Annotated in this window: 12 protein-coding genes and 1 riboswitch; of the genes, 11 read left to right on the top strand and 1 reads right to left on the bottom strand. The window is 49.3% G+C overall.

Annotation, left to right across the window (positions count from 1 at the left end; translation table 11 throughout):
• Nucleotides 1–49 precede the first annotated feature (49 nt).
• From mfd to urtE, 9 genes are all read left to right on the top strand, one after another.
• Nucleotides 50–3,577 (top strand): transcription-repair coupling factor, encoded by a 3,528-nt coding sequence (gene mfd / locus MRBLPE1_RS32970; RefSeq protein WP_414698955.1) that lies wholly within the window; start codon nucleotides 50–52, stop codon nucleotides 3,575–3,577.
• A gap of 71 nt (nucleotides 3,578–3,648) precedes the next feature.
• Nucleotides 3,649–4,719: a peptidylprolyl isomerase gene (locus MRBLPE1_RS32965; RefSeq protein WP_364154771.1), complete on the top strand. Its 1,071-nt coding sequence runs from the start codon at nucleotides 3,649–3,651 to the stop codon at nucleotides 4,717–4,719.
• 86 nt (nucleotides 4,720–4,805) lie between these two features.
• On the top strand, nucleotides 4,806–6,392 hold the full coding sequence (locus tag MRBLPE1_RS32960; protein WP_364154768.1) for an AraC family transcriptional regulator: 1,587 nt from the start codon (nucleotides 4,806–4,808) through the stop codon (nucleotides 6,390–6,392).
• A 135-nt stretch (nucleotides 6,393–6,527) separates the two neighbouring features.
• Nucleotides 6,528–7,532, top strand: coding sequence for an ABC transporter substrate-binding protein (locus MRBLPE1_RS32955; RefSeq protein WP_364154766.1), 1,005 nt, complete (start codon nucleotides 6,528–6,530; stop codon nucleotides 7,530–7,532).
• Nucleotides 7,533–7,874: 342 nt separating this feature from the next.
• On the top strand, nucleotides 7,875–9,149 hold the full coding sequence (gene urtA / locus MRBLPE1_RS32950) for an urea ABC transporter substrate-binding protein (protein WP_364154763.1): 1,275 nt from the start codon (nucleotides 7,875–7,877) through the stop codon (nucleotides 9,147–9,149).
• Between the two features lie 108 nt (nucleotides 9,150–9,257).
• A complete protein-coding gene (gene urtB, locus MRBLPE1_RS32945) occupies nucleotides 9,258–10,163 on the top strand; it encodes an urea ABC transporter permease subunit UrtB (RefSeq protein ID WP_364154760.1) in 906 nt (301 codons plus the stop codon).
• A 21-nt stretch (nucleotides 10,164–10,184) separates the two neighbouring features.
• Nucleotides 10,185–11,267 carry an urea ABC transporter permease subunit UrtC gene (urtC, locus tag MRBLPE1_RS32940; protein ID WP_364154757.1) on the top strand — a complete coding sequence of 361 codons (1,083 nt, stop codon included), beginning with the start codon at nucleotides 10,185–10,187 and terminating at the stop codon, nucleotides 11,265–11,267.
• Nucleotides 11,239–12,012, top strand: coding sequence for an urea ABC transporter ATP-binding protein UrtD (urtD, locus tag MRBLPE1_RS32935; RefSeq protein WP_364154754.1), 774 nt, complete (start codon nucleotides 11,239–11,241; stop codon nucleotides 12,010–12,012). Before urtC ends, urtD begins: the two co-directional genes overlap by 29 nt.
• A complete protein-coding gene (gene urtE, locus MRBLPE1_RS32930; RefSeq protein WP_364154752.1) occupies nucleotides 11,990–12,685 on the top strand; it encodes an urea ABC transporter ATP-binding subunit UrtE in 696 nt (231 codons plus the stop codon). Before urtD ends, urtE begins: the two co-directional genes overlap by 23 nt.
• Before the next feature lie 76 nt (nucleotides 12,686–12,761).
• Here urtE and MRBLPE1_RS32925 read toward each other — a convergent pair whose 3' ends face one another.
• The gene (locus MRBLPE1_RS32925; RefSeq protein WP_364154749.1) at nucleotides 12,762–13,127 is read right to left on the bottom strand and encodes a MerR family transcriptional regulator; all 366 of its coding nucleotides are present in this window, start codon (nucleotides 13,125–13,127) and stop codon (nucleotides 12,762–12,764) included.
• Between the two features lie 235 nt (nucleotides 13,128–13,362).
• Between MRBLPE1_RS32925 and MRBLPE1_RS32920 the strand changes: the two genes are divergently transcribed.
• Both MRBLPE1_RS32920 and MRBLPE1_RS32915 read left to right on the top strand, forming a co-directional pair.
• On the top strand, nucleotides 13,363–14,235 hold the full coding sequence (locus tag MRBLPE1_RS32920) for an SPFH domain-containing protein (RefSeq protein ID WP_364154746.1): 873 nt from the start codon (nucleotides 13,363–13,365) through the stop codon (nucleotides 14,233–14,235).
• Nucleotides 14,236–14,247: 12 nt separating this feature from the next.
• Complete coding sequence (locus MRBLPE1_RS32915; RefSeq protein ID WP_364154743.1) at nucleotides 14,248–14,421, top strand: toxin-antitoxin system HicB family antitoxin; 174 nt, start codon at nucleotides 14,248–14,250, stop codon at nucleotides 14,419–14,421.
• A 208-nt stretch (nucleotides 14,422–14,629) separates the two neighbouring features.
• Nucleotides 14,630–14,789, top strand: a riboswitch (guanidine-I (ykkC/yxkD leader).
• Nucleotides 14,790–14,803: the final 14 nt, after the last annotated feature.

The following is a 14,803-nucleotide window of genomic DNA, read 5'->3' as shown; positions in this document are numbered from 1 at the left end:
GCGATCGTATCACTCTCCGATTGTGTATAGAAACGGGGTGTCGCAAAAGTTGAAAGCGTTAATCAATGCTTTTGCCGCGGATGCGGACGTTCAGTCCGTCATATCCGGTATTCGTAAAGGCATGCGTGAACAGATGATATCTGGGCTCGCAGGCTCTTCCAGGCAGGTGCTCATAGCAGCCCTGCAGGAAGAAGTAGATCGTCCAATGCTTGTTGTTACTCATAACATGTTCTCTGCGCAGAAGATTGCGGAAGATTTGCAGGAATGTCTTTCTCCAGACCATGTGTTGCTTTATCCCGCGAATGAGCTGGTAGCTGCCGAAGCGGCGATCTCGAGTCCCGAGACGCTTGCGCAGCGAATGGATGTGCTGATCAAGCTGTCCAAAGGCTATCGCGGGATTGTTGTCGTGCCATTCTCAGGGGTACGGCGTTATTTGCCTATAAGCAGCGTGATGGCGGAAGCCCAAATCGCGGTTAACGTGGGCGATTCTCTTCCGATTGATACTTTTTTGCGTCAAATGACGGCGCTCGGTTATACGAGGGCAGACCGCGTGGAACTGCGCGGGGAGATGAGCGTTCGCGGCGGCATTGTGGATTTTTATCCGTTAACGGCTTCCCATGCCTACCGGATCGAGTGGTTCGGAGATGATATTGACTCCATTCGCGCCTTCGATCCAGCCGATCAACGTTCTTCCGACCGTTTAGAGTCCTATATTGTTCCTCCATGCCAGGAGCTGCTCGCCGATGGCCATCGGATGGAGATTGCAGCCAATCATGCGCAGCGGCTGCTTGAGAAGCAGCTCGATAAAATGACGGACCGCACGGCAAAAGACCGTCTTCGCACGGAGCTTGGCGGCGAGATCGAACGTATGCGCGAGCATGTTTATTTCCCGGAAATTTATAAATATGTATCTTTGTTATACCCGGAGCGTCAAACCATTCTTGACTATATGCCGAGTGACACGCTGCTCATACTAGACGAGCCGACGCGTTTAATAGAGACGTCTAAGCAGCTGGAGCGGGATGAAGCGGAGTGGTCGATGCATTTGCTGCAAAACGGCAAGTCGCTTCCGGATCTTGCTTTAGCGCGCGATACGGAGGAGATCCTTCACCATCGCCCGTTCCCGACGCTTTTCTTGTCATTGTTTCTAAGGCAGATCCCGCATTCGCAGCCGCAAAATATTTTGAACATGACCAGCCGTTCGATGCAAAATTTCCATGGGCAGATGAATTTGCTCAAGACCGAAATGGAGCGCTGGCATAAGACGGGCGCAACGGTCATGATGCTGGCCGGCAATGCCGAGCGCATGGAGCGCATGCGCCGCGTTCTTGATGATTACAGCATTGAGATGCCTACTCTGCTGGAGGGAAATTTGCAGTCGGGGTTTGAGCTGCCATCCGCCCATCTAGTCATTATTACAGAAGGCGAGATGTTCTCGCAGAAGCAGCGCAAAGCAAGAAGAATGGACAAAAAGGTAGACAATGCCGAACGTATTAAGAGTTATACGGAGCTCAAGGTCGGTGACTACGTTGTTCACCACAATCACGGGATCGGTAAGTATGTAGGTATCGGAACGCTCGAGATTGCAGGCATTCATAAAGATTATTTGCATATTCTTTACGCTGGCGGCGATAAGCTGTCCGTTCCAATCGAGCAAGTGGACATGATTCAGAAATATGTCGGCAACGAAGAGAGAGAGCCGAAGGTCAATAAGCTTGGCGGCAGCGAATGGACCCGTGCGAAGAGCAAAGTAAAAGCCTCCGTTCAGGATATCGCTGACGATTTGATCAAGCTGTATGCGGAGCGGCAGACGGCGCCAGGCTACTCTTTTGGACAAGATACCTCTTATCAGAACGAATTCGAGGCTATGTTTCCTTATGATGAGACGCGTGACCAGCTTCGGGCCATTGAAGAGATTAAAAAGGATATGGAAAAAACGCAGCCGATGGACCGTCTCCTTTGCGGTGACGTGGGTTACGGCAAAACCGAGGTTGCGATCCGTGCAGCGTTCAAAGCGGCGATGGACAGCAAGCAGGTAGCGGTACTTGTACCGACCACGATCTTGGCGCAGCAGCATTATGAGACATTCCGCGAGCGTTTTGCGGGTTATCCGATTAATGTACAGGTACTGAGCCGCTTCCGTTCGCGGAAAGAACAAAATGATACGATGAAGGGGCTGAAAGCGGGAACGGTTGACGTCGTCATCGGAACGCATCGCTTGCTTTCACAGGATATTATTTTTAAATCACTAGGGCTATTGATTGTCGATGAGGAACAGCGCTTTGGCGTATCCCATAAGGAAAAGCTGAAGAAGCTGAAAACCAATGTCGATGTGCTTACGTTAACGGCTACTCCGATACCGAGAACGCTGCATATGTCGATGCTCGGCGTAAGGGACTTGTCGGTTATTGAGACGCCGCCTGAGAACCGGTTTCCCGTACAAACCTATGTGGTCGAATACAGCCCGTCCCTTGTTCGCGAGGCGATCGAGCGCGAGCTTGCGCGCGGCGGCCAGGTCTATTATTTATATAACCGGGTACAGGGCATCTATCAAATGGCAGAGCAGATTAATGCGCTTGTGCCAGGTGCTAGAGTCGCTGTTGGCCATGGGCAGATGTCGGAACAGGAGCTGGAGAAGACCATCCTCGATTTCCTTGATGGTGAGTCGGATGTGCTCGTCAGCACGAGCATTATCGAAACCGGTGTTGATATTCCGAACGTCAATACGTTAATCGTACATGATGCGGACAAAATGGGACTCTCTCAGCTCTATCAGCTGCGCGGCCGTGTGGGACGTTCAAACCGGATCGCATACGCTTATTTTACGTATCAACGGGATAAGGTGCTCACGGAGGTAGCGGAAAAACGTTTGCAATCGATCAAGGAGTTTACGGAGCTTGGGTCCGGCTTCAAAATCGCGATGCGGGATCTATCGATCCGCGGAGCGGGCAACCTGCTTGGGGCGGAGCAGCATGGCTTTATCGCTTCCGTAGGATTCGATATGTACTCGCAAATGCTTGCCGATGAGATTGCCAAGCGTAAAGCGGAAATGAGCGGCGAAGAAATCAAGGAAGAGAAGCCGGTTAGCACCATAATCGATGTCAGCATAGATGCTTATTTGCCTTCCGACTATATTTACGACAGCATCCAAAAAATCGAAATTTACAAAAAGGTTGCGGCCATTCGAACGTTTGAAGAGTCGGATGATGTTATTGACGAGCTAGTCGACCGCTTTGGCGATTTGCCGCAAGCAGTAAGCAATTTGCTGGCAGTGGCGAGAATGAAGGTATACGGCACGATGTACGGCATTGAGCAAATAAGCGGCAAGGGCGATGACATCTTGCTCCGCTTCGCAGCTGCCGAGAAACGCCGTATCGATCGTAAAAGGGTTGATCAGCTCTGCCTGAAGCACGAGAACCGTTTCAAGCAGGGAAGCGATCAAGAACCTAATCCAAGCATCCTGCTGCGCGGCAAGGGATTGAATATGGAGCAGAAGATTCATATGATCGAACAGTTTTTGCAAGGATACAAGGATACGCTCCTTTTTACGGACCAATTGCAAAACGTGACGCCATAGACAATATTCGCTTTATATGTCCCTTTTCTGATACAATACTATCAAGTTCACAATATGAAAGGGGATTCAACATGTTACACAATTCACGCAAATTGGCATGGCGCAAGGGCGCGCTGCTTATCGTGGCAGTGCTGCTGGTCATGACAATGGCGGCATGCGGCGCGAAAGAAACAGAAGTTGCAACGTATAAAGGCGGTAATGTAACAGATAAGGAATTCAACAAGTATTTGGATGTATTCACTGTTATCCAGCCTACCTATGCGCAGCTTATTGAAATTCCGCAATTTAAGGAGCAGTTGCTCCAGCAGTATATTTCTTACAAAATTTTAGGCAGCCAGGCTTCCAAGGAGGCCGTTAAAGAGGCTGAAACGGAAGTAGAAGAACAAATGAAGCAGTTCAAGACAGAGCTTGAGACGAATACAGAATTGAAAGCCGCGCTGGATGAGAAGAAATTGAAAAACAAAGACATGGAAAACTATTTGCTGCTTACTTCGAAAGTAGTTGCACATATGAATTCCCAAGTAACGGAAGAGCAAATGAAAACGGAATATGAAACGAACGGCGCTGATTACGCGACGGTAACGGTTCGTCATATTTTGGTAGCAACAAAAACAACGGACGAAACCACGCAAGAAGAGAAAGAGCTTCGTACGTCGGAAGAAGCTTTGGCTCGTGCTAAAGAAGTGAAACAAAAGCTTGAAGCAGGCGGAGACTGGGCGGCCCTTGCGAAAGAGTACTCCGACGATCCAGGCTCCAAGGAAACGGGCGGCCTATACGCTGACAAGAAAAACGGAAGCTGGGTTGAGGAGTTCAAACAAGCCGCTTACAAACAAGAAGTTGGCGTGATCGGCGATCCGGTAGAAACGGAATACGGCTACCATGTTATTCTTGTCGAGAAGCGCGATACGCCGGCATTCGATAAATTGAGCGAAACGGATAAAGATGCAGTAAAAAGCGCAGTAGCGTACACGCTCATGAACAAATACATGACGGACGAGCTTCCGAAGCAAGAAATCGTTAGTAAGCTTCCTAAAGCTGAAGAGGAGACTCCTGCAAGCGATGCTCCTGCCGGCGAAGAAACACCTGCGACTGATGCTCCTGCAACAGAAGCGCCTGCAACAGAAGCTCCTGCAGCAAAATAATTAGAGCATTAGCTCATCAGACCCTTTAACCCATTGTGGTTAAGGGGTCTTTTTACAAAACTAAGCAAGGTAGGATGGGCAGCCTGATGAAGACAAACCAATATTTGCTCCGCAAGGCAGAAAGCATCGTACTAAAAGCCCCTGAAACATCTGCCTTAATGAAGATTAGTTCGCCAACCATCATGATTCTTAGCGAGGGCTGCGGAACGATGGCCATAAACGAGAGGGCTTTTGAGCTTAGCTTCGGCTACCTCTTATTCGTACATGCCGGGGCTAATGTTGAAATAACTAGCTTAAACAGCAGTAATTTGCATATGTATGTGATTCAATTTGATCAATATAAAAGGGTTATTAATGAACGCGAGCAGCTGCTTTACTACAATGACGGAGAGGGACTTCCTGAAAACGGGCTTTTAGCTGCGCCTCGGTTTGGCATTGTGCTCGGGTTGTTTAAAGCGATTATCGAGACCGGCATGCAGCCCGAAGGGACCGGTAATCCGTTTGACGAGCAGCGGCTGCTGCTTGAGCTGTTGCACGAGGTGTTCATTGCCGGCCCCAAAATACCCTATTATAATCAAGAAACGCCGGTTCAAAGGGCTATTCACTATATTAAGGAAAACTACAATACCAAGCTGAAGCGTCCTTTTCTGGCTCAATTAACCGGCTATCATCCCCATTATTTATCCAAGCAGTTCAACAAAGAAACGGGCCAAAGCATATCGGACTTCATTCTACAGCTGCGAACAGTCAAAGCGAAGGAGCTTCTCTCTACAACTAGCAGCCATATTAATGAGATAGCTTCTGTTGTGGGGTATCAGGATGCTTTGTATTTCAGCCGCAAATTTAACCAGGCGACGGGCATGTATCCGACGGAGTTCCGCCTAATGCCAAAACGTATCGTTGCCTTTCAATATATCGGTACCCTTCTGGCTTTAGGCATTGCACCCGTTGGCGTGGAGTCGCGCATTCTGCATTATTCCCAGCAGCTTAAGCATGAACTGGCAGGCGTGCCGGGCTTTGCGGAATGGGATTTCAATCAAGTCCGCATGCTTCGGCCCGATATCATTGTAGCGCCGAATTATTTAAGACCGGATCAGCTTCAGCAGTTGCGTGCCCTTGCTCCTGTCCTTTCCCAGCCGTGGGAAGAAGTTTGCCCGATTGAGCGTATTCGCAAGATGGGACAAATTCTTGGGAAGCAAATGGAGGCGGAGACTTGGATTTCCGGCTTTAACCAGTTGGCGGACCAGCTTAAAAATAGACTGAAGCAGATATGGCGGCCGGAAGAGACCGCGGCAGCCTATGAAATTGCGGATGGGCATATTTATGCGCTGTCCCGGCAGGATCGCGGGGCTTTCGCTATTTATGATGTTTTAGGGTTGCGGCCGCCCGAAGCCTTACTAAACAACGTATTAAATGCCGGAAAAAGCAAAAGGATAACGCTTGATGAACTGCAAGGCTATGGCGCCGACCATATGGTCGTAAGCGTTTATGAAGAGGATGGAATGGAGAAAACAACAAGGTTGCTGGCAGATCCGGTGTGGAAGCAGCTATCTGCCGTCCGAAATAACCGGGTTTACACGATTCCTGTCAATAAATGCTTCTCCAACGACGGCATATCCTTACAGAAGCTTACAAATATGATTGCTCAACTCCTTCTTTCCCGAAGCGGCTGAGGTGACAATAATCCATGTAATAAGGTGACTTCTATCTATGGACGATTACTGCAGGCATTTGATATGCTTCTAACGATAATGATTCCCATTATCAAATGAGAGGTTTATCGTCCAAAGAGAAAAGGGAGGCACACCATGTTAAAGAAGAATTCAACCATCATGATTAGCGCGCTTATTCTAATATTGTCAGTCCTCGTATCTGCCTGCGGCGGAACAAACAATACCGAAGGAAGTCAAGCAACGACGAATTCGCCAGCAGCGGAGTCCGAGACCCCTGAGACAGAGGCGCCGGCAGCCCAACTGCGCAGCTATGAAACGGCAAAGGGAGCCGTAGAAATTCCAACAAAGCCGCTAAGAGTGGTTACGGACTATTACGGCGGCGAGTTACTTGCCGTAGGGGCTAACGTAGTAGGCGTTGAGCCAAGCGCCTTCGATAATCCATTTCTGAAGGAACAGCTTAAAGGCGCGGAGGATGTTGGCGCACCAATTAACGTGGAGAAGGTATTGGAGCTCAAGCCCGACTTGATCGTCGTTATGTATGACGAGAGCTACGAATCATTATCGAAAATTGCTCCTACCCTGCATATTCCCTATGGTACCGCGACAAATATTTATGAGACAGTAAAATTGTTTGGCGATATTGCCGGTTCTCAAGACAAGGCGAAGCAGTTTATAGCTGATTTTGATAAAAAAGCGGCTGAGGGCCGTGAAAAGCTAAAAGGCGTGGTGGATGAGAATGCGACCTTTGGCCTTTACGAGCTAACGGACAAAGGCGAGCTTTGGATATTCGGCGATAACGCAGGACGCGGCGGACAGGCTGTCTATAATGCCCTGAAGCTGAAAATGCCGGCGGTTAACGAGACCGCCAAGGAACAGACGGTCCAATTATCGCTAGAGGTATTGCCCGAATATGCAGCCGACTATATGTTCCTAACGACCTACGACCCCGAGAAAAAGGGCGAAGAGCTTAAAAAGCTGAAGGAGTCAGGCGTCTGGAGCGGATTGAATGCGTCCAAAAACAATACGATATTCTATAACGACTTCGACACTTATTATCGTTATGATCCGATAGCCATTATGGGACAAATAGATCTCTTTGTTGAAATGCTTGTGAAGCGGGCCGAAGAGAACAAAAAATAAAAATGTAACGGTTTAGAAACCAAACTCATCTTAAGGCATTTTGCCTTGAGATGAGTTTTTTTGATTGAACGTAATGTTAATTTAGTTATCATAAAAAACACGGAAAGCGAATATATGAAGAAGTAACACTCATTTTATGTCAATATACATAACATAAATTAAATAAAAATACCTCAGTATGACTAGTTTATCGTTAAATCCTCCTCTTTGATTCTTTTTTAATGTAAACTATATTGACATCCATATAATGGTCGAACTATAATGAGACCACGAACGTTGGATAGGGTTTATTGGAGAATGTTCGGAAATAGAGACAAATATGAGGATTTGGGGAGTGGGAAGATGAAAAAGAGTATGTTTTATGGGTTTAGCTTGTTGCTTGTCGCGGTAACAATCGTACTGGCAGGCTGCGGCGCCAATAACAACAAAGAGGCATCTACCAACGGAGAAACAGATCAGGCGACGAACGCCGTAAATTCGGGAGCTAGCGCAGAGGGGGAAATTAAAGTAGGTATACTGCACTCGCAGAGCGGCACAATGGCGATCAGCGAGGTATCCGTTATCGATGCAGAGATGATGGCCATTGATGAAATCAATGCGGCTGGCGGTGTTTTGGGCAAAAAAATCGTACCGGTACTTGAGGATGGCGCATCCGATTGGCCTACCTTCGCAGAGAAAGCGCGCAAGCTGATCTCTGAAGACAACGTCGCTACCGTATTTGGCGGGTGGACATCTGCAAGCCGGAAGGCGATGAAGCCGGTGTTCGAGGAGTTAAACGGACTGCTTTGGTACCCGGTTCAATACGAAGGACTAGAATCATCCCCCAATATTTTCTACACAGGCGCTACGACAAACCAACAAATTGTACCCTCGGTTTCATGGCTGCTTGAAAATCGCGGCAAGAAATTTTACTTGCTCGGTTCGGATTACGTATTCCCTCGTACGGCAAACCTCGTCATTAAAGAGCAGTTGAAGGCGGAAGGCGGCGAGCTGGTTGGCGAAGAATACACACCGCTTGGCCATACCGACTACAGTACGCTGATTAGCAAAATCAAAGAAGCGAAGCCGGATGTCGTCTATAACACTTTGAACGGCGACAGCAACGTTGCATTCTTTAAGCAATTGAAGGATGCGGGGATTACGGCCAAGGATTTGACGACTTTGTCTGTATCGGTTGCCGAGGAAGAAATTCGCGGTATTGGCGTCGATGTGCTGGAAGGCCACTTGGCGGCGTGGAACTACTATCAAACCACGGATACGCCGGCTAACAAGACTTTTGTTGAAAACTACAAAAAGAAATATGGCGATGAGCGCGTAACCGCGGATCCGATCGAGGCTGGCTACACGGCTGTGTACCTATGGGCTGCGGCAGTTGAGAAGGCAGGCTCCATTGAAGTGGATAAAGTGAAGGAAGCTGCAAAAGAGCTGGAGTGGGAAGCTCCCGAGGGCAAAGTGAAAATTGACGGCGCTACTCAGCACATATACAAAACGGTTCGTATCGGAGAAGTGCAAGCCGACGGCCAGTTCAAGGAACTTTGGAATTCGGGTGAAGCAGTCAAGCCTGATCCATATCTGAAGGGCTATGATTGGGCGGCAAGCATTCAACCTACGGAATAATCCATAAGCAAGCTTTTGTCTACTACGCAGCAATACAAGGGGGAGTATTCGATCGCTTCGAATACTTCCCTTCTGTTTTATTGGTTCACGCTGGAAAGGAGCGGTCATATGGAAGTGTTTCTGCTGCAGCTTTTTAACGGTTTAAGCATTAGCTCCATTTTATTGCTTGTTGCCTTGGGGCTTGCCATTACATTCGGGCTGATGAAGGTCATCAATATGGCGCATGGCGAGCTCATTATGATTGGCGCTTACTCTACGTACCTCACGCAAAATCTATTTCAAGATTATTTGCCGAAATCGATGTTTGATTGGTATTTCGTACTGGCTGTACCGGTTAGCTTTATCATTGCCTTTCTATTCGGACTCATTTTAGAGATGTCGCTTATTCGTTTCCTTTACGGTCGTCCGCTCGATAGCCTGCTTGCAACCTGGGGCGTCGGACTGGTGCTGCAGCAGCTGGCAAGGTCGATCTTCGGTGCGCCAAACGTAGCGGTGACGAGCCCTGCTTGGCTCAATGGCGGATTGAAAATTATGGATGGTACTCTGCTTCCTTACAAACGGATATTTATTATCGCTCTTGTTATAGCTTGTTTGGTGGCGATGTATTTCTATATTTACCGCAGCCATGAGGGAAGAAGAATGCGGGCGGTTATGCAAAACCGCGACATGGCTTCGTGTCTTGGGATATCGACGCGCCGCGTGGACGCAATGACCTTTGCTATCGGTTCCGGCATTGCCGGCATTGCCGGCTGTGCGCTGACGCTGCTCGGTCCGATAGGCCCGTCGCTTGGCACTTATTATATCGTTGATGCCTTTATGGTGGTTGTGCTCGGCGGAGTCGGTAAGCTTGTCGGAACCGTGCTTGGAGCAACGGGCATCGGCATGTTCAATACTTTGTTTGAGTATTGGACGAATGCTTCGCTTGGCAAGGTGCTCGTGTTTGTCTGTATCGTCGCATTCCTGCAATGGAAGCCTATGGGGCTTGTGGCTATGCGTACGCGTTCTCTTGATTAGGATAAGAAAGGTGGGACCCTCATGCGATTGCAAAAATTCACGCCACAGCGTATTTGGATATTAATCGGCTACGCGGTCGCGGCCGCGGCGTTATTCTCTGCTCCGCTTTTCGTAAGCGATTTTCGGCTTAATTTGCTCGCGAAATTTCTAGCCTTTGCCATCGTGGCGCTGGGGCTTGATCTTATATGGGGCTATACCGGCATATTAAGCTTAGGGCACGGGATTTTCTTTGGACTCGGCGCCTATGCCATGGCCATGTATTTGAAGCTGGAAGCCAGCGGAGGGAAGCCGCCTGATTTTATGGGTTGGAGCGGCTTGAAGGAGCTGCCCCTATTTTGGCAGCCGTTCCAAAACTTTTGGTTCGCGGCGGCGATGGGGATTGCGATACCCGCGCTGCTTGCGCTGGTGCTTGGTTATTTCACCTTCCGCAACCGGATTCGCGGCGTTTATTTTACGATTCTGACGCAGGCGCTCGTCATTATCACGACAACGCTTCTGATCGGTCAACAAGCCTTCACGGGTGGAACGAACGGAATTACGGGCTACTCGACCGTGCTCGGACACGCGATAGGCGCTCCGGAAACAAAACGCGCTTTGTATTACATCACGGTTGTCGCTCTCATAGCAATTTTCGTATTTTGCCGGTATGTGATCGGCAGCCGCTTTGGCAAGGTGCTGCGCGCCATTCGTGACGGGGAAAACCGAGTGCGCTTTATCGGCTATAACCCGGCTATCTATCAAATGGTCGTGTTTACGATTTCGGCGGGCATCGCAGGTGTTGCAGGTATGCTGTTTGTGCTCCATGTCGGCATTATCTCACCTTCGATGCTGGGTATCGTGCCGTCGATCGAGATGGTTCTCTGGGTAGCCATTGGCGGACGCGGGACGCTTGTCGGAGCGGCGCTAGGCGCCATTTTGATGAACTGGGCAAAAAGCGAGTTCAGCACGGCGTATCCGCAGGGCTGGCTTTTCTTCATGGGCTTGCTGTTTGTCGTCGTCGTTGTCTTCATGCCGAAAGGTGTGGCGGGTTTGGTTAGCCAATTGAAATTACGCAAAAAGAGGAGGGAGCCGAACCATGAAGGAGTCCGCAATCCTGCTGTGTGATGACGTGACGGTTGAGTTCGACGGCTTTAAGGCGGTGCAAGGGATGAACCTGAGGCTGGAGAAGGGTGAGCTTCGGTTTCTTATTGGTCCGAACGGAGCGGGCAAAACGACGATTCTGGATGTGATTTGCGGAAAAGTAAGGCCGACCGGGGGGCGCGTGACCTTCGGCAGGATCGATATAACGAAAAAGAAGGAGCATCAAATAGCGGAGCTGGGCATTGGACGCAAGTTCCAGGCGCCTTCCATTTTCCCGTCCATGACGGTGGCTGAGAATTTAGAGATTGCGATGCGACAGAAACGCAGCGTTTTTGCTACTCTTTTCGCCAAGATGGCGGAGGAGGAGCGTGCGAAAATCGATGCGCAGCTTACCATGATCGGCTTGCAAAAGAAAGCGGAATGGCGGGCAGGCGGTTTGTCGCACGGCGAGAAGCAGTGGCTGGAGATCGGCATGATGCTGCTGCAAGAGCCTGAAATATTGCTGCTGGATGAACCGGTCGCGGGGATGACGGATAAAGAAACGGATAAGACGGGCGAGCTGCTTCATCAGATTGCCCTCAAGCGTTCAATCGTTGTCGTGGAGCATGATATGGAGTTTGTTCGAAATTTTGCAAGCAAGGTCACGGTCATGCATGAAGGGAAATTGCTGAAGGAAGGTTCGATGGATGAGATTCAGCGGGATGACCGCGTAGCGGAAGTGTATTTGGGGAAAAGGCGGGATGCCGATGTTAGCCGTTCAACAGCTTGAAGCCGGTTATGGCGAAAGTATCATATTGCGGGATGTTTCTCTGAAGGTGAAGCAGGGGCAGGTAGTCTGCCTGCTGGGACGTAACGGCGTAGGCAAGACAACGCTGATGAAAAGCATTATGGGACTGCTGAAGGCGCGCGAAGGTTCTGTATCTTACAATGGCTCGGATTTGACCAAGAAGGCGCCTGGGCTGCGGGCAAAGAGCGGGATTGGCTATGTGCCGCAGGGACGCGAAATATTTGCGCAGCTCTCGGTTTATGAGAATTTGCTGCTTGGTCTAGAAGCCTCGCGGGTGAAGGTTTCTTCTGTGCCGGAGGAAGCGATTGCGAAATTTCCTGTGCTGCCGACCATGTATACGCGCCGGGGAGGCGATCTGAGCGGCGGACAGCAGCAGCAGCTTGCATTCGCAAGGGCGCTTGCTTCCAAGCCGGAGGTGCTGCTGCTGGATGAGCCTTGCGAAGGTATACAGCCCTCTATCGTAGACGATATACGCGATGTTATTCGTTCGATTAAAGCTGAAGGCAAGACCGCAATCCTGCTGGTGGAGCAGAGCCTTGATTTTGTGAAGAGCGTTGGCGATTATTTCTATGTGCTGGAGAAGGGTGCCATTGCGTGGGAGGGTGGCTTAGAGTCGCTTGACGATGAAGTGATCCGTAAATATTTGACCGTGTAGCAAAGCAGTTGTTGCTGATGCAAAAGCGCCCCTAAGAGAAGGCGCTTTTTTTTGCTGTACCGGTATTTAAATCGTTCTATTCGTTCTTGACCTGCTCCTCCTGCTGGAGGGAGTTGATCCGATCGATTAAATTCGTTTTAATTTGATCCAATTGCTTGAGCTGATGTTCAATGTCGGCTAATTTCTTGCGGTAAACCGGTAAAACCTCGGCGCAGAATGCCTCTTTGTTCTTGAGCACGCAGGTGAGGAATGCCGCGATTTGTTCCGTGGTTAAGCCGAGATTCAAATAGAACTTTATGGTGTCCACTGTCTCGGTTGTGAGCGGGGAGTAGTCGCGGTAGCCGTTAGGGAGACGCACGGAAGCGATCAAGCCTTTTTTCTCGTAATGACGCAAGGAACGGACGCTAACACCCGTCAAATGCGATAATTCACCGATTTTCATAGCAAGCCTCCGGATAAATGGAATGGTCTAGGATGAGTATAAACGCTGACATCAGTGTCAGGGTCAATATAACGGGAAATGTCTTAGATTTGGAATTCTATATCTTACGAGGTTTTCCTCCATCCATTATTTTTATATTCATTGGGTAAAACTGCAATTGCTTATTATTGTAAAAAGTGATATCATTTTTATATCATAATAATATAAATAACTGCAGGCGAAGGGGCGGAATGCAATGAACGAAAAGAAGGCTTGGTACGTAAGCGGGTATTTAGCGCTGTTATTTTCTTTGGCGGCGGCTGCCGGCGGCGCGTTTTTGATCATTTACGAGGCATCCAAAGACAGTGTGTCGCCGTTTGGGATCGGCGCGGGCATCTTTTTAGTGCTTTTAGCCGCAATCTGTATGTCCTCTCTTATGATCGTACAGCCTAATGAGGCGAAGGTTGTCACGTTTTTCGGAACGTATATGGGCTCCGTGCTTGAGAGCGGCCTTTGGATGGTGCTGCCGCTAACGAACAAAACGAACATTTCGCTGAAAGTTCGCAATTTTAACAGCCAAACGCTGAAGGTAAATGATGCCGAAGGGAATCCCATCGAAATTGGGGCGGTTGTTGTGTTTAAGGTCATGGATACGGCAAGAGCAAGCTATGATGTCGATAACTATGAGCGGTTTGTTGAAATACAGAGCGAGACAGCGGTCAGACATATTGCGGCGCAATATCCGTACGATACCTTTTCAGATGATGCGGCTGTATCGCTAAGGGGAAATGCGGATGAGGTAGCGGCCGAGCTTAACCGCGAGCTGCAGAACCGTCTAGCGGTTGCGGGGGTTAAGGTGCTTGAGACGCGTCTGACGCATTTGGCCTATGCGCAGGAAATTGCCAGTGCGATGCTTCAGCGACAGCAGGCGATTGCAATCGTGGCCGCGCGCTCGAAAATCGTGGAGGGCGCGGTTGGCATGGTGGATATGGCGCTTCGCCAGCTTGAAGAAAACGGGATCAGCCTAGACGATGAGCGCCGGGCGGCGATGGTGAACAATTTAATGGTATCGATCGTGTCCGATCGTGCCGCTACTCCTGTTATTAATACAGGAACGCTGTACGGCTAGAGGCTGATTAATATGGCAAAAGAAAAGAAAGCATTTCCGCTTCGATTGGATCCTGATCTTCATCGTGCGCTTGAACAATGGGCAGCAGATGAATTTCGGAGCGTCAATGGGCACATTGAATTTTTGCTGAGAGAAGCGCTGGGCAAGGCAGGCAGGCTGAAACGGCCTAACAAAGAACAGGAATAGCATTATTCCAATGGCGTAAATAGTTGCAGGCGGTTGTCGGCTTTAGTTGATGGCCGCTTTTTTGCTATTTAAGCGTTATGAATGGATTTGATGTAATAAAACCTAACATAACAATTGACAGACACGGACGTTTCGCACTATACTACGAATTAACGTTAGGTTTCATCACAAATGAATATTGGCTTTCACAAGCAGTTCACCGTGAGAGCAAAAAGCCGTCTAGGGTTCCGTTTGAACCGTTTGCCGCGCCTCGCAATGAGCGAGCGGGCCAATGCGTTTAAGGTCTGGTCCGAGAGATGGCGTATGGAACGCGGATGTCTTGCTGACTCCCGGGCTGTATAACACGGAAGGATAAAAGCCTGGGAGATTCTCTCCCGGGCTT

Source organism: Paenibacillus sp. LPE1-1-1.1 (genome assembly GCF_040676435.1).
GTDB lineage: Bacteria > Bacillota > Bacilli > Paenibacillales > Paenibacillaceae > Pristimantibacillus.
Note: the sequence above shows the minus strand (reverse complement) of the source record. Positions and strands in the feature narration are given on the sequence as shown.